The 15,174-nt window shown below is 71.5% G+C and carries 10 protein-coding genes and 1 pseudogene; 7 read left to right on the forward strand and 4 right to left on the reverse strand.

Features of this window, described 5'->3' with window-relative positions:
* Positions 1–111: 111 nt before the first annotated feature.
* A complete protein-coding gene (locus OHB00_RS16950) occupies positions 112–678 on the reverse strand; it encodes a class I SAM-dependent methyltransferase (RefSeq protein WP_406435737.1) in 567 nt (188 codons plus the stop codon).
* A gap of 132 nt (positions 679–810) precedes the next feature.
* Between OHB00_RS16950 and OHB00_RS16955 the strand changes: the two genes are divergently transcribed.
* Positions 811–2,088, forward strand: a complete 1,278-nt coding sequence (locus tag OHB00_RS16955; RefSeq protein ID WP_406435738.1) for a sensor histidine kinase — start codon at positions 811–813, stop codon at positions 2,086–2,088.
* Positions 2,085–2,789 carry a response regulator gene (locus tag OHB00_RS16960; RefSeq protein ID WP_406435739.1) on the forward strand — a complete coding sequence of 235 codons (705 nt, stop codon included), beginning with the start codon at positions 2,085–2,087 and terminating at the stop codon, positions 2,787–2,789. Before OHB00_RS16955 ends, OHB00_RS16960 begins: the two co-directional genes overlap by 4 nt.
* Positions 2,790–2,838: 49 nt before the next feature.
* Here OHB00_RS16960 and OHB00_RS16965 read toward each other — a convergent pair whose 3' ends face one another.
* Together OHB00_RS16965 and OHB00_RS16970 are read right to left on the reverse strand one after the other, a co-directional pair.
* Positions 2,839–3,336, reverse strand: a complete 498-nt coding sequence (locus tag OHB00_RS16965) for a hypothetical protein (protein WP_406435740.1) — start codon at positions 3,334–3,336, stop codon at positions 2,839–2,841.
* A 213-nt stretch (positions 3,337–3,549) separates the two neighbouring features.
* Complete coding sequence (locus tag OHB00_RS16970; protein ID WP_406435741.1) at positions 3,550–4,707, reverse strand: serine hydrolase domain-containing protein; 1,158 nt, start codon at positions 4,705–4,707, stop codon at positions 3,550–3,552.
* 453 nt (positions 4,708–5,160) lie between these two features.
* Here OHB00_RS16970 and OHB00_RS16975 point away from each other — a divergent pair, with 453 nt between their 5' ends.
* The 5 genes and pseudogenes from OHB00_RS16975 to OHB00_RS16995 all read left to right on the forward strand — a co-directional run bounded on the left by OHB00_RS16975 (position 5,161) and on the right by OHB00_RS16995 (position 13,931).
* On the forward strand, positions 5,161–7,182 hold the full coding sequence (locus OHB00_RS16975) for a histidine kinase (RefSeq protein WP_406435742.1): 2,022 nt from the start codon (positions 5,161–5,163) through the stop codon (positions 7,180–7,182).
* Complete coding sequence (locus OHB00_RS16980) at positions 7,167–7,826, forward strand: response regulator (protein WP_406435743.1); 660 nt, start codon at positions 7,167–7,169, stop codon at positions 7,824–7,826. Before OHB00_RS16975 ends, OHB00_RS16980 begins: the two co-directional genes overlap by 16 nt.
* A gap of 144 nt (positions 7,827–7,970) precedes the next feature.
* Complete coding sequence (locus OHB00_RS16985; RefSeq protein ID WP_406435744.1) at positions 7,971–9,236, forward strand: alpha/beta fold hydrolase; 1,266 nt, start codon at positions 7,971–7,973, stop codon at positions 9,234–9,236.
* 379 nt (positions 9,237–9,615) lie between these two features.
* Positions 9,616–9,917, forward strand: a pseudogene (locus OHB00_RS16990) (hypothetical protein); the annotation flags it as partial.
* A 1,173-nt stretch (positions 9,918–11,090) separates the two neighbouring features.
* The gene (locus OHB00_RS16995; protein ID WP_406435745.1) at positions 11,091–13,931 is read left to right on the forward strand and encodes an AAA family ATPase; all 2,841 of its coding nucleotides are present in this window, start codon (positions 11,091–11,093) and stop codon (positions 13,929–13,931) included.
* A gap of 21 nt (positions 13,932–13,952) precedes the next feature.
* On the opposite strand, the gene OHB00_RS17000 is transcribed toward OHB00_RS16995, so the two are convergent.
* Positions 13,953–15,146 carry an MFS transporter gene (locus tag OHB00_RS17000; RefSeq protein ID WP_406435746.1) on the reverse strand — a complete coding sequence of 398 codons (1,194 nt, stop codon included), beginning with the start codon at positions 15,144–15,146 and terminating at the stop codon, positions 13,953–13,955.
* Positions 15,147–15,174 lie beyond the last annotated feature (28 nt).

The following is a 15,174-nucleotide window of genomic DNA, read 5'->3' on the forward strand; positions in this document are numbered from 1 at the left end:
GTCTCAGGTGACGAACTGCCAGGGCGCCCCGGACGGCGCGTTGGACTGGCAGCCTCCGCCCCATCGCCGCGCGGATGTTCCCGTCCCGCTCGCCGATCCTCCAGGTCTCGGTCATGGCCTCTGGGTGGCCCGGTGCACGAAAGCGGGCGGGAGGTTCGCCCACACCGCCTTCGAGCGCTCCAGCCGGTCGAAGCGGCAGGCGAGTTCGGCGGTGAAGTGACGGGCGGGCGGGGTCCAGGCCGCGTGCAGATAGGCGAAGGTGGTGAACTGGCCGCCGGGCGCGAGGACTTCGGTCACGGCGTCCAGGATGTGCCCGCGCCGGTCCTGCGGCATGACCGTCCACGGCAGCCCGGAGACCACGGCGTCGACCGGTTCGCCGACCACGGCGGCCAGGTCGGCGGCCGTGTCCTGGACCACGGTCAGCCGAGTGTCGCGCCGAGTGGCCGACAGCCGGGCCGCGAGCACCGGGTTGAGCTCGACCGCGACGAGCCGTGCGTCGGGTGCGAGCCGGGCGAGGATCGCGTCGGTGAACACCCCGGTCCCCGGGCCGAGTTCGGCGACGAGCCGGGCCCGCTCCAAGCCGATGCCCTCGGTCATCGCGTACGCCAGCCGCCGTGAGCTGGCCGCCACGGCACCGGTCATGAGGGGCCGTCTGAGGAACTCGGTGGTGATCGACATGCCGGCCATGCTGGAAGCGCCCGGGGTGGCCGCACGTCGTATCCCCGGCCGGTGTCCGTACGACTGCGGGAGGACCCCGTGACGCCCGCCAGGACGATGCCGGGGAGCGGGCCCCGGCCGTAGCGTGAGGCGGTGCAACGGCTGATCGAGACCCTGCCACGCCTGCGGCGTGGACATCCGTGGCTGACGGACCTGCTGCTGGTCGTGCTGGTGGCCGTGCCCCCGGTGATCCGCCCGCAGCCGGGCTGGCGCCCCGTCTGGGTACAGGCGGTCGTGTACGTGGCGCTGGTGCTGCCCCTGCTGTGGCGCCGCCACCGGCCGGTGCTGGTCGCGGCCCTGGTGACGGCCGCGTTCTGGGCGCAGTACCTCGGACAGGTGTGGGGACAGGAACCGGGACGCGGTGCCGTCGCCCTGGCCGCGGTCCTGGCCACCCTCACGGTACGCGGCCTGCGCCGCGCCGCCGCGGCGACGGTGATCTGTACCGCCGGCTGCGTACTGCTGTGGATCCCCGCCTGGCAACGGGACTACGGAGGCCCGGGCGCCCGCGGCGCCTGGCTCACCCCGCTCGCGGTGGGGCTCCTGCTGGCCGGAGCCTGGGTGTTCGGCGAGTACGTCCGTGCCCGGCGCGCCTATACCGCCGAGTTCGAGCGGCGGGCCGCGCTCGCCGAATCGGAGCGACTCGCCCTGGCCCGGGTCGCCGTCGCCGAGGAACGGGCGCGCATCGCCCGCGAGATCCACGACGTCCTCACGCACAGCGTGAGCGTGATGGTGCTGAACGCCGAGGGCGGCAGGCTGATGCGGCACGCCGACCCCACGGTCGTCGACCGCACCCTCGGCGTCATCAGCGCGACCGGGCGCGAGGCCCTGGACGAACTGCGCCGGCTGCTGGACGTGCTGCGCACCCCCGACACGGACGTCCCCACCGGTAGCCCGGGCGGCCCCAGCCTCGATGGCGGTGGGGCCGCCGAGTCCCTCTCGGCCGATCTTCGGCGGCTGGTCGGGCGCCTCAACACGAGCGGCACGCGCGCCCGACTGGACCTGCGCGGAGAGCGGGGCGGCCTCCCGGCGGATCTCACCGCGCAGACGTACCGCATCGTGCAGGAGGCGCTCACCAACATCGTCAAGCACGCGCCGCCGAACGCCACGATCCTCGTACGGGTCGACACCGGTTCCGACGGGCCCGGGCGGCTGGTCCGCGTCCGGGTCGAGAACTCGGCCGGAGCCGGACGGGGAACCGTCCCGGAGCACCCCGCCCCACCGCTCTCCTCCGGTCACGGACTCACCGGCATGCGCGAACGCACCGCCCTGTACGGCGGGAGCGTCGACGCCGGACCCACACCCGACGGGGGCTACCGGGTCACCGCCACCCTGCGCCCCACCCGGCCCGAGCCCAGCGCGGCGACCCCGTGACCGGCCCGACCCCGACCCCGACCCCGACTCCCGCTCCGGCATCGTCCCGGGTGCTGATCTGCGACGACCAGGAACTGATCCGGATGGGACTGCGCATGGTCGTCGACAGCCAGCCCGACCTCACCGTGGTGGGCGAGGCCGCCGACGGCCACGCGGCGATCACGGGCGTGGCCGCCCTGGAACCGGACCTCGTCCTGATGGACGTACGCATGCCCGGTCTGGACGGGCTGGCCGCGACCGAACACCTCTGCGCGCAGCCCCATGGGCCCAAGATCCTCGTTGTCACCACCTTCGACCTCGACGAGTACGCCTACGCGGCCCTGCGGGCCGGTGCGAACGGCTTCCTCGTCAAGGACGCCCCCGCCGAGGAGATCCTGGTGACCGTCCGGGCGGTGCTGCGGGGCGAGGTCATGGTGGCTCCCTCACTCACCCGGCGCCTGGTCGAACGCTTCGTCCGGGATTCCCCCGCGTCCGTGCCGGCCCAGCGCAGCCGCCTGGCCGCGCTCACCGACCGGGAACGGGAAGTCCTCGCCCTGGTCGCCCGGGGGCTGGCCAACGGCGAGATCGCCGGCCGTCTCTTCGTCGGGGAGACGACCGTCAAGACCCACCTCGGCCGCATCCTGACCAAACTCGGCCTCCGCGACCGCATCCACGCGGTGATCTTCGCCTACGAGAGCGGGCTGATACGGGCCGGGGACTGAACAGCGACGGGCAGAGCGCCAGGCCGCCCGTGTCGCCGTGGTTCCGGAACTACTTTTGGTGGGTCCCGCGTTCCTGCCCTGCGCCGGGGTCCAGCAGCCGGCGGATGCGCTCGTACTCGGCGGCCATCTCCGGTGTGGCGAGGAAGTCGTCGAGGTCGGCGGAGACCTCGTGGTCGATGTCCTCGATGGAACGGATGGCGAGTTCGTAGAGCTCGCCGCGCCGGTTCTGCTCCAGGTAGCTCTTCCAGTGCGCCAACGCGGTGATGGCGGTGAGGACTCCAGGGTCCAGATCGTCGTCGACCAGGATGCCGTCATAGATCGTCGCAAGCTCGTCGTGCAGCTCGGCGGCGCTGATCGTCAGGACGTTCGCGCACGCGGTGGCCAGTGCCGCCCGGGCCGCTTCGGTGAGTTCGTCCTCGGCCGCACCGCGCAGCAGCTCCGGCCGCACCAGACGAGTGACCGTCTCCTCGCCGAAGGCACGAACGCCGGCCTCGGTTGCCCCGACGACCAGCCGCAGAACGTCCGCCTCAAGCTCGCTGTAATCCACGCCCGCAGCCTAGGCGCGGTGTGACCGAGACCTGTACCGAGGGTCAACGGGATGAGCCCGAGGCCGCGACGCGCTCGGGTTCACCCGCACCGACGGGCGACGGCATCGCGTTCGACGGGGGCGGGACGCCGGGCCGCGCACACCGTTCCAGGCCGCGGACACAGGCGTGGCGGGAGGTCCGGCAGCCTCGGCGCGGAAGTCCCGCCCTCCGCGTCAGGACACCGTGGCGGACCGGGTGTCAGAGGGGCACAGGGCGGCGGTCATCAGGGCGAGGGCCGCAGGGTCGACGCCGGCGTCGGTGCCCCAGTCGGTCCAGTCCACGGTGGCCTGGCGGGTGCCGTCGAGCGTGTGGAAGGAGATGGTGCGGTAGCCGGGGGTGCCGCCGCCGTGGCCCACGATCGTGCCGCAGGGGAGCGTGGCGATCTCCAGGCCCAGGCCCCAGCCGCCGCCGCTGGGGTCGGCGCTCATCTCGCGCAGCTCGGCCGGGCGCAGGAGACCGCCGCCGAGCAGGGTGCGGAAGAAGCGGTCGAGGTCGGCGGTGGTGGAGATGATCTCGCCCGCGGCGCCGGCGACGGACATGTTGACGGTGGTGTAGTCGACCGGGACGAGTGTCCCGTCCGCTTTCTCCACCGGTTCGTAGCCGTGGGAGTGGGGCCCGGTGATGAAGGGAGAGGAGCCCGGCAGACGGGTGTCCCGGAGTCCGAGGGGCCGGATGATGCGCTGGTCGATCTCGGTGCGGTACGAACGGCCGGTGACCTTTTCGACGATCATGCCGAGCACGATGTAGTCCGTGTTGGAGTAGTGGTGATCGGTGCCCGGCGGGAACAGCAGAGGGCGGTCCCGGTCGCCGTCCTTGACGGCCCGTCGGACCAGCTCGGCCGGGGTCCAGGTGTGGAAGCGGTCACGCGGGGCGTCGCCGTCGAGCAGGCCGTCGGTGTACTCGGGCAGGCCGCTGGCGTGCTGGAGCAGGTCCCGGACCGTGATCCGGTCGCCTCCGGGGGCGGGGACGAGTCCGGGGAGCCACCGCTCGGCGGTGTCGGACAGGCGCAGTCGCCCCTCGCCCACCAGTTGGAGCACCACGGTGGCGGTGAAGGTCTTGGTGACGCTTCCGGCGCGGAATCGGCCGTCGACGGGGGCCGGTTGCCGGCCGCCGATCCTGGACTTGCCGCTGCTGCCGCGCCATACGGCGTCGCCCTGCCGGACCTCGGCGACCGCGCCGATCGCTCCGGCTGCCGTCACCCGGTCCAGCGCCGCCTGCAACGCGGTTCCGTCCGGTACCACGGCAGGTGGTGCGGCGACCGCGCCGCCCGCCGTGGGAACCAGCGCGCACGCCGTCAGCAGTGCCAATGTCCCGAATCGTGAGCCCCTCATGGTTCTCCCGCCCTCGCTGTTCCCTGTGATCTCCGTCGGCGTGGACGATGGTGCCCGTCCACGCCAGTACGACGAATCCACCCGGGGGACGAAGGGATTTCCCCGAACAACGGTCCGGCCGCCCCGAGGCCGGGATCAGGGGTTCCCCTGGCTTCGCCGTTTCGGTCGGGCACGGCGGCTGTTGTGGCGGAAACGCGAAAGTGCCTTCCTGACCTGGGGCGATGAACCTTGCTGAGGGGTTCCGTCGGTGCAGGCCTCGGTATGTCCGACCGCCCCCCGATCCTCGGCACTGACCTGGATCTTGGGACGCAACCTCATACCCCGCACGTAGAAAGTGCCCTCCGTCTCGCGCCAGTCGACGGTCGACGACGTCTCATCACCCCAGCCGGAAAAGCCCGGTTAGTCTGCCGGAATGGGGAGCGTCGAGCGTTCGCCCGCCGTCGGCGTGGCGCGATGAACGGCTTCGCGGGGCACGTGTGGGTCCTCGCCCTCGTCGCGGCGGTGTGCGCGCTGATCACGGTCCATCTGCTGGCCGTACGCAGGACCGCGGGTTCGTCCCTCACGGGAGCCGTCGTGCTCACGCTGGCCGTCGCCGCGATCCCCGCCCTACGCGGTGAACCGCCGCACTACGTGACGGGGGTCGCGCTGACGGCCGGTGGGGTGATGGCGGTCGTCTGGGCGAGGGGCCGCTCCCGCCGTCACCGGTCGGCCCGCCGGTCCGCGCGGGCGGACTACGAGGCCGGTACGGCGGCGGTCCCGCTGTTCGCGGCGCTGGCGGAACGGGACCGGCTGGCGGCGGAGTTGCACGACGTGGCCGCGCATCGGCTGACCGGGATCGTGGTGGCCGCGGGTGCCGCGCTCAGGCTGGCCGACCGGGTACGGACCGGTGACGCGCTGCGCCACGCCGGCGAGGCGGGCCGGGAGGCCGTCCGCGAACTGGAGCGCCTCACCGGGCTGGACGCGACCGCGGCCGGCTTCACCGAGGTCGACGCGCTGGCCTCCGCGCACGCGGTGGACTACCGGCGCACGGTCGGCAAGGCACCGCCGGGCAGTACGGAAGCGGCGTACCGGGTCGTCCGGGAGGCCTTGACCAACGCGGCCCGGTACGCCGCGGGCGCGAACGTGCGCGTCCGGATCGAGCCGACGGACGACCGGGACGAGCCCGTACGGGCCGGCGGCGATCACCTGTTCGTCGTCACCGTCACGGACGACGGCGGTACGGCCGTCGAGCCGGGCCTCGGGACCGGGCGCGGTCTCGCGGGACTGGCGGCCACGGTCACCGCGACGGGCGGGACGTTCCGCGCCGGACCTCATGGTGAGGGAGAGGGCTGGAGCGTGCGCGCCGCGCTGCCCGCGGCGACGGTTCTTCCCCTCCGCCGGTGGCCCCTGTGGCGTGGGACGGCCGCGCTCGACTACGCGCTGGTGGCCCTGGCGATCGCGCTGTCGCTCGGTGCGAGCCTGCTGTCGGCCGACGTACCGACTCCGTTCGGCGGCCTGCTGCCCGCACTGGTGACCGTCGTGCTGTCGGGGCTGCACGCCGTGCCGCTGGCCTGGCGCTCACGGGCGCCCGGCCGCGCGCTCACGGCGGTGCTGTCGGCGCTGCTGCTGTGGTGGGCCTGCGACCGGGCGGGCTGGACCCAGCCGCCGGTGAGCGACATCTTCCTGGTGTACGGGTGGGTCGAGCTGACGCTCGTCCACAGCGTCGGGGTGCGTCTGCCGTGGCGCCGAGGCCTGTGCGCGCCGCTCGCCGTGGCCGCCGTGGGCGGGCTCGCGCTGGCGAGCGGCAGCGGCATCACCGGCAGCCGGACGGCGGCCTGGGCCGTACTGGCGGGCATGCTGGCCCTCCCCGCCCTCGCCGTCTGGTCGTGGGGGTGCCGGACCGCCCGGCGGCATGAGCGGCTGCGGGCCGCGGACGCCCGGCGGCGGGTCCTGCTCGACGGGGACGCCGACGCGGCGGTGTCCGCGCAGCGTCTGCTGTTCGCCACCGCGTTGCGGGACACGGCGCTCCGGCACGCGCGGGCGGTCGTCGCCGCAACGGAGGAAGGGGACCTGCGGGCCGTGCGGGAAGAGGCCCGCGCCGGACTGACCGCTCTGCGGGACCTGTTGTCCGGGCTGCGAACAGGGGACGACGCAGACGACGCGGACGACGCCCCTCCGCCCACCGTCTCGGGGATCACCGCGCTGGCCGCGCGCTACGGCGCCGTCGTCCGGCACGTCGGAGCACGCCGTCCGCTGCCCGCCGCCGTGGAGGTCTTCGCGTACCGGACCGCCTCCGCGCTCATGGCCGTGGGCGTCACCCTCACCGTGCGCACGCTCCCCGACGGCGTGGAGGTCTCCGGTCCGGCACCCGCCGTTCCCGCGGTGGAGCGGCGGCTGCGCGCCCTCGCGGACGCCGCCGGCGGTACCCTCTCGACGACCGGCCGCGGTGCGGTACGCGTGTGGCTCCCGGAGGCGTTTCCATGGCGATCAGAGTGACCGTCGCGGACGACCAGGCCGTCGTACGCGCCGGGATCGCGGCGATCCTCGACGCGGAACCCGACCTGTGCGTCGTCGGGCAGGCCGCGGACGGCGACACGGCGGTCGAACTCGTGCTGTCGGCGCGGCCGGACGTCGCGCTGATGGACGTCCGCATGCCGGGGATCGGCGGGCTCGCGGCGACCGCCGCGATCACCGAACGCAGCCCCGGGACCCGTGTTCTGGTGCTCACCACCTTCGGTCTCGACGACTACCTGTTCGCCGCGCTGCGCGCCGGGGCCGCCGGTTTCCTGCTCAAGGACACCGAGCCGGAGCGGGTGATCGACGCGGTACGGGTGGTCCACGGGGGCGCCGCGCTGCTCGATCCGGCGGTGACCCGCAGGCTGATAGACCGGTTCGCGGACGGTCCCGGTCCGCTCGATGCGGCCCGGCTCGACCTGCTCACCCCGCGCGAGACGGAGGTGCTGCGGCAGGTCGCGCGGGGGCTCTCCAACGCGGAGATCGCGGCGGTGCTGGGGGTGAGTCCGCCCACCGTGAAGGACCACGTCTCCGTCCTCCTCGGCAAACTCGGCGTACGCGACCGGGTGCAGGCGACGATCGCCGCGTACGAGACGGGGCTGATCCGGCCCGGCAGCGGGCCGTGAGGTGGGTCGCCGGCGGGCCCTGAGGTGAGTCGGCACCCCGCCGTGAGGTGGGGGTGCCACCCCGCCGCACGGCGGCCCCCACACGCGGCGGGACCGTCCCTGAGCTGGACGGATCGACCGCGTTGTCTTCCTAGCCTCGAAGACATGTCACGCATACTTCCCCGCCGTGTCGCCGGCGGTGTCCTGCTGCTCCTGGCGCTCTTGCTGACCCCTGCCGTGGCGGTGGCCGGTTTCCTCGCCGCGGCGTTCGTCACCGCGAGCGTGCCGGTCCTGGTCATCGTCGGCCTCGTCTGCGGCGCCCTGGCCGGCGGGCTGCTGGGCCGGGCGGCGTTCGCCCTGTTCGGACTCGCCCGCCGCCCGGCCCTGCGGGCGTCCGCGTTCCTCACGGTCGGCCTGACCGCGGCCGTCGCCGTCCTCGCCGCCGTCACCGTCCTCCATCCGATGCCCACCACGACGGCCGCCCCCGCCCCGCCCGGCGTGCGGTTCTGGGATCTGCCGACCGGTTCACGCATCGCCTACGTCCACGCCCCCGCCACAGGCAAGCCCAGACCGACCCCGGTGATCTTCCTGCACGGCGGTCCGGGCACCCCCGGCGAGGGCGTCCCCACCGGGGGCCGTGACCTCGCGGCGGACGGCTTCGACGTCTACTCCTACGACCAGCTCGGCGCCGGCCGCTCCACCCGGCTGCGGGACGTCACCGGATACACCGTCGCCCGCCAGGTCGCCGACCTGGAAGCGATCCGGCGCACACTCGGCGCCGGCCGGATCATCCTGGTCGGCCAGTCCTGGGGCGGATCGCTCACCGCCCAGTACCTGGCCGCCCATGGCGAGCACGTCGCCAAAGCGGTCTTCACCTCGCCGGGCGCGCTGTGGGGCCGCCAATACCCCGGCCACAAGGCCGGCGAACCCTGGAGCCGCCTCTCCCCCGCGCAGAAGGCCCGGCTCGACCGGCTGAACAGCGAACCCCGCATCATCGCGGCGAGCCTCCTCCTCCAGATCAACCCCGGCGCCGCCCATGCGCTCGTCGGCGACCGCGAAGTCGACCACTGGATGCATGAAGTCGCGCTCCAGGGCAAGGACAGCACCACCTGCGCGGAGGCTCCGCCCGCCAAGGCGCACGACAACCCTCAGGGCTTCTACAGCAACCAGATGACCGTCAGGGACTTCGAGCAACTCCCCGACCCACGGCCCCGCCTGCGCACCCTGCGCGTCCCCTCTCTGATCATGCGAGGGGAGTGCGACTTCATCAAGCCCGCTGTGACCGCCGAGTACCAACACACACTCACAGGCTCCGAGTTGGTGACCGTCAAAGGAGCCGGACACTCCATCTCGGGCGAACAGCCCGGCCGCTACACCGCACTGCTGCGCGCCTTCCTCCTGGACGAACCGCTACCGACGGGCATCGGCTGAGTCCGGAACGGGCGGTCGAGTCGGGGGGAGCGTCGTGCCGGCCGGCGGCGTCTCCGGTCACCAGGACCTGCCGGGGTCCTGGAGACCGAAGCGGTCGTCCGGTGTTCAGCCGAGGAAGACCTGGATCTCCCGGAAGCCGTGGATGAGGAACGACGGCACGTGGTCGAAGGGATGATCCTCTATGAGGGTCAGGCGGGGAAAGCGGCCGAAGAGCGCGGGCAGGGCGGTAAGCGCCTCGGCGCGGGCCAGGGGGCCCGCCGAGGAAGTGGTGTGCGCCGTGACCGAAGGCCATGTGCCGGATTGTCCAGCCTGCGCGTTTCACTTGTGGCTCTGTCCAGATCATGAGTGCACCGACGAAGGCGCCTTCTGACCTGGGGCGATGAGGCTTGTCCAGAGTCTCTGTCAGCCCACCGGGAAGGCACCTTCGTCAGTGCGCGCTACCGGGTCACGGCCCCGCCTTGTGGTTTCGGCCGACAGGCGTGGAGTGGTCAGCCATGCCAGGTCCCGCCTGCTGGCTGATCTCGCCGACGCCACGGCCCGACCGGCGCCTTCACCGACACACTGCGCCGGCTGCGGCCACGCGGAACTGGGCACGATCCCGGACTGGTCGCGACCGACCGGGCGGTGATGCTCGCCGACGGCGGCGAGGCCATAACCGACCTCGCTGTTCTGCGCGACCAGCCTTCGACCCTGTCGCTTCCACCGCGACGGCCTGACGCCTGCTGGCCGGCATCGGCACGCCGATTGTGCCGCCGGTGGGGGCAGTTTCCTCTTCGGGCTGTTTCCTGGTTCCATCGGCCATCGACAGGACACGCGCTCAGCCGCCACCTGCCGCCGAACAACACCAGGTGCACCATCGGCACGCAGGCCGCCGACACACCTGGACGACTCACGGATCAACACGAAGGCGGCCGTGGCCTCACTGCGCGATGAGCAGCCGACATCGCCCATCTTGCGCCCACGCACCCGCCATGCCGGTATCTGCACTGTCTCCGCTGCCGACCCGGTCCTCGACTCCCACGCCGGGACAACAGGCTGTGCCGCGCAACCCGCAAATGGGGCAACGAATCCTCCCGGAGAAACTGTCGACCTGGACGCGGCTGCGCCGTCCCGGCCCCGGTACGGCCCCTGCGCCTTGACATCGACCATCAAAGCAGTCCCCCCGACGGTGCGCGACAACGACGCTCGCCTACTCCACCGCAGGTCAGATGGGTTGGAGCTCCCCCGAATACCGCCGGCCACCAAACCCACGAGCAGTGGATTCAGTCCGTCCAGGCGAAGTTGACGCCCCGACACCCAGAAATGAACGTTTCCGCAGGTCAGGGATCTGCAAAGGTGAGGCGGGTGGGACTCGAACCCACGGCCGACGGATTATGAGTCCGCTGAGGATCTTGGCGACCCTTGCCGATCAGTGCTCATCCTGGCCGTTTTCCCACGTCAGACGCGGTTTGGCGTTTCAGTCCTTCTCGGCCCTTGTCAGTCCTTTCCGATCCTTGGGTCCAACCTGCGTCCAGAACGCGTCCCGGGTGGGCAGGTCCGGCCGGGTTCCGAGACGATCGCTACAGCTCAACAACTGGCCTCGAACTCGCGCGCAACGGATTGCCCTTCCCGTGCCCGCGCCCCGCCCCTGCCCTGCGCGGATCCGGGAGCACCTCGCGCTCCGACGGGTGTGTGCGCCTGAAGCCGGCGAGGCCTCCGGGGCGGATACGGGTGACGTTGAGTACCGATAGATGGGACGGCCAACGGGAGACGAAGTTAAGGCACTTATACTTCCGCTGGACCGGAAGAACCGTTGATCCCTTCATACACACCGGCCCGTTCATGATCGCATCAAGAAAAGCGAGGAAGAGCCCGGTGAGTTCATCCGGACCGTGGGCGGGCGAAATCGTCGATCGGCTTGTGGGGCGAGATGCAGATCTCGCCCGGATATCGGGATTCTTCGCACACAGTGGTTCCGGCCGGTCCTTGCTGCTGTCCGGTGATCCCGGCGTGGGCAAGACAGCCCTGTTGCAGGCCGTGGAGAGGTCAGCCGCTGCCAACGGTGCGCGGGTGCTGCGGATCGCCGGCGTGCAATTCGAGGCGGATCTCAGCTACGCCGCTCTGAACCAGGCGTTCCTCCCACTGCGTGACACCGTGCAGACCCTGGACGAACTTCACCGCCAGGCGTTGAGCGCGGCCCTCGGCTTCGGCGCAGGCCCCCCTCCAGAACGTCTGGTCGTCTGCAACGCGGCTCTGGAAGTGCTGCGCAGAGCGGCGGAGCAGCAGCCGGTGCTGGTCATCGTGGACGACCTGCCGTGGGTGGACCGCGCGAGTGCTGCGGTCTTCGGCTTCGTCTCGAGGCGGCTGTCCGGGACAGGGATAAGTTTCCTCGCCGCTCTGCGGACCGGGACGGACAGCTTCTTTGAAAGCGGCGGTCTGCCGTGTTATGAGCTTCCACCATTGGATGCGGAATCGGCAACGCACCTGGTGAAAACCAGGTTCCCATTCCTTCCTCACCGTGTTCAACAGCGGGTGCTGACGACTGCACAAGGAAATCCGTTGGCTCTTCTGGAGATTCCGCGCGCCCTGGGCGATCATTCTCCCGCAGCCGTCGAGGGCTTGCCGGCAGTTCTTCCGCTCGGCCAACGGCTGCAGTCTCTCTTCGTCTCGCGCGTACGGCAGCTGCCGGAGAAGACTCAGGACATGCTGCTGCTGGCGGCGCTGAACGGCGGCGGAGACGTGGGGGTGCTGTGCGCCGCGGCGCGTGAGATGGGGGGCCATGCAGATCTGGAGAATCTGATACCGGCTGAGCGCGACCACCTGGTCCGGGTCGATCATGCCAGTCACCGTCTGGTGTTCCGTCACCCGTTGATTCAGTCGGCGGTGGTGGAGGCGACCACCAGCAGCAGACGCCGTTCGGCTCACCATGCGCTTGCCCGGGTGCTTGACAGGCAACTCGAGTCGCGCGCTTGGCATTTGGGACAGGCGACTCTTGATCCCGACGATCACGTGTCGGAGCTTCTGGAGGAGGCGGCCCGCCGGATCCTCAATCGCGGGGACGCGGTCGCCGCCATCGCGGCACTCACCCGGGCGGCCGAGTTGAGCCCTCATGACGCAGACCGGGCTCGACGACTGGCCGAGGCCGCATACATCGGCGCCGAGGCGACGGGAGCGTTGCACAGCGCGTCGGAGTTGCTGGAAGACGCTCGGCAGGCCGATCCGGAGCGGGCCGGCTCGCTCTACGCGGCCGCGGTCACCGTGCACCTTCTGCTGAGCGGCGACGGAGACGTCACGACCGCGCACCGCCTTCTGGTCGGTGCCATCGAGCAGGACAGCCGCGGCTACGACGCGAACAGTGCCGAACTCGTGGACGCGATGCATCTTCTTCTCCTGCTGTGCATCTACGGGGCGAGGGAGGACTTCTGGAGCCCGTTCCACGAGTTGCTCGCACGTCTGAGGCCGGAGCCGCCGGCCCTACTGTCCGTGCTCGGACAGTTGTACAGCGATCCGGCCCGTACCGAACAGGCGACGCTGCGGCAGCTTGGACAGATCTGCGATGCGGCGGTCAGGGAAACAGACCCCGCCCAGATCGTGCGGATCGGGACCGGCGCCGTCTACACGGATCGGTTGCCGCTGCTCAGGGAAGCCTCCCGGCGGATCCTGCGGCAGGGCAGAGAGGGTGGTCCGGCCCGCAGGCACCTCGGGGTGCTTTTTCATCTGGCCCTGGACGCCTACTACTCGGGGAGGTGGCAGGAGGCGGTCGAACTGGCCGACGAAGGGCTCGCGTTGTGTGAGAGTTCCGGCTACAGCTTTTTCTCCTGGTACTTCTACTACAGCAAGGGCCTTGCCACGGCTTCCTCGGGTGACGTGGACACCGCTCACGCGTTGGCCGACCACATGACGGATTGGGCTTCGCCGCGCGGCCTCCAAGCGATCGTCCAGTACTCCGACCATGTCCGTGCACTGGCCCATGTCTCGGCCGGCGACTTCGAAGAAGCATTTCGGTGCGCCGAATCGATCAGCCCGGCGGGCCGGCTGGCGCAGTACGCGCAGGCTGCTGTGTGGGTCTTCTTCGACCTCGTGGAAGCGGCCATGAGCACCGGCCGACACTCCGAGGCCGCCTCCCACGTGCAGGCCGTCCTCGCGTCCAACGTGGAGAACCTCTCCCCGCGACTGGCTCTGCTCGCCGCCGGCGCTCGGGCGGTGGCGACCGAGGACGATGCAACAGCTGAGCAGCTCTTCCAGCAGGTCCTTTCCGGTGCGGATACGGGCGAGTGGCCTTTCGACCGAGCGCGAATCCAATTGGCCCGGGGGGAAAGGCTGCGCCGGGCGGGGTCGGTCACGGCATGCACGGGGCCGCTCGAAGCGGCGCTCGGGGCCTTCCGGCGTCTGGACTCACGCCCCTGGGCCGAACGCGCGGCGAGGGAGTTGCGTGCGGCGGGGGCGAGCGTGCCCGGCCCGGCGGAGGGCTCCCGGGCGGAGGGCTTCCTGACGGAACTGACGCCACGCGAGTACGAGATCGCGGAACTGGCCGCGCGTGGGCTGACGAACAAGCAGATCGCCGAGAAGTTCTTCATCTCGCACCGGACGGTCGGCGCCCACCTCTACCAGATATACCCCAAGCTGGGCATAACGTCGCGCGGGGCGCTTCGGGACGCGTTGTCGGCCCGGCAGCACCGCCCGGCCCAATACCGCGCGGGTAACGGTGGGGGCTGACACGCCGGTCCGTGTCCGCCGCTAACCGCGTACGCGGCGGTGTCCGGCCGGCACCAGGACGCTGAGCAGTACGGCGCTGCCGCCCAGGGCGAAGGCCGCCGTGGTGCCTGCGTGATCGGTCAGCAGCCCTCCGGTGAACGACCCAAGGGCGAGGAAGGTCTGCGAGGCGGTGACCAGGAGCGCCAAGGCCGCGTCCGTGTCCTGCCCGGCCAGATCCATCACACGGGTCTGCGCGGCCGCGGGTACCGCTCCGAAAGCAGCGCCCCACCCGAGAACCAGGCCCACAACCGCAGGTTCATCGTGAACGCGGGTGAGTAGGACGACTGCCGCCGCCAGGATGAGCGCGGCAACCACCAGGACCCGGCGTGGTGAGCGGGACGAGAGACCGGCGAGGAAGTTTCCGGTCAGCCCTGCCAATCCATAGCCCAGTAGCACCGCGGTCACGGTACCGGGGCCGAAGTGCGCACGCTGTTGCAGGTAAGGGGTGATGTAGGTATAGGCGGTGAAGTGGCCGAAGAAGACGACGGCCGCGATCAGCAGGGTCAGGGCGACGGGCGGCCTGCGCAGGACGCTGCCCAGTGCGGCCGCCCGTACCGCTCCGGTGGGCCGGAGGGACGGGAGTGCGAGGCCGAGCACGACGAGTGTCAGCAGCGCGGCCAGCGCGGCGACGACGAAGGCCGCTCTCCAGTCGGCGACATGACCGATCAGGGACCCCAGAGGAAGGCTGATGACCGTTCCGCCCGAGATGCCCGCGGTGATCAGCGCGGTGGCCCGGCCCACGGAGGCGGGCGGGACGAGACGTCCACCTACGCCCGCGCCCATCGCCCAGAAACCACCGACGGCGAGGCCGAGCAGGAGACGGGCGCCGACCATGACCGCGAGGCCCGAGGCGGAGGCGGCCAACGCGTCCGAGACCGCGATCAGGGCAGCCAGGGCGAGGAGGACATGCCGCCGGTCGAGCCGACGGGCGGCCATGGTGAGAAGCGGAGCGGCTATGGCTGCCGCCAGCCCCGGCACGACGACGACCAGTCCCGCCGTGCCGGTGTCGACCTGGAGGCCGTGGCTGATGGACGGGAGGAGACCGACGGGCAGGAACTCGGAGAGGACGAGGACGAATGACACCGCGGCGACGGCTGCCACCGCGGGCCACCCGCCGGCCGGGGCGCGCTCCGCCTCGGGCGGTGCGGGTGTGGCCGGGACGGAGTGGGTGCCCATGAACTCCTCTTTCACCGGACCGGCTTGC

This window comes from Streptomyces sp. NBC_00631, from assembly GCF_045206895.1.
Taxonomy (GTDB): Bacteria; Actinomycetota; Actinomycetes; order Streptomycetales; family Streptomycetaceae; genus Streptomyces.

Bases quoted from the DNA above. Each gene is read 5' to 3' on its own strand.
- OHB00_RS17000 (WP_406435746.1), bottom strand. From the start codon at position 15,146: ATGGGCACCCACTCCGTCCCGGCCACACCCGCACCGCCCGAGGCGGAG.
- OHB00_RS16985 (WP_406435744.1), top strand. From the start codon at position 7,971: ATGTCACGCATACTTCCCCGCCGTGTCGCCGGCGGTGTCCTGCTGCTC.
- OHB00_RS16975 (WP_406435742.1), top strand. From the start codon at position 5,161: ATGAACGGCTTCGCGGGGCACGTGTGGGTCCTCGCCCTCGTCGCGGCG.
- OHB00_RS16950 (WP_406435737.1), bottom strand. From the start codon at position 678: ATGTCGATCACCACCGAGTTCCTCAGACGGCCCCTCATGACCGGTGCC.
- OHB00_RS16970 (WP_406435741.1), bottom strand. From the start codon at position 4,707: ATGAGGGGCTCACGATTCGGGACATTGGCACTGCTGACGGCGTGCGCG.
- OHB00_RS16980 (WP_406435743.1), top strand. From the start codon at position 7,167: ATGGCGATCAGAGTGACCGTCGCGGACGACCAGGCCGTCGTACGCGCC.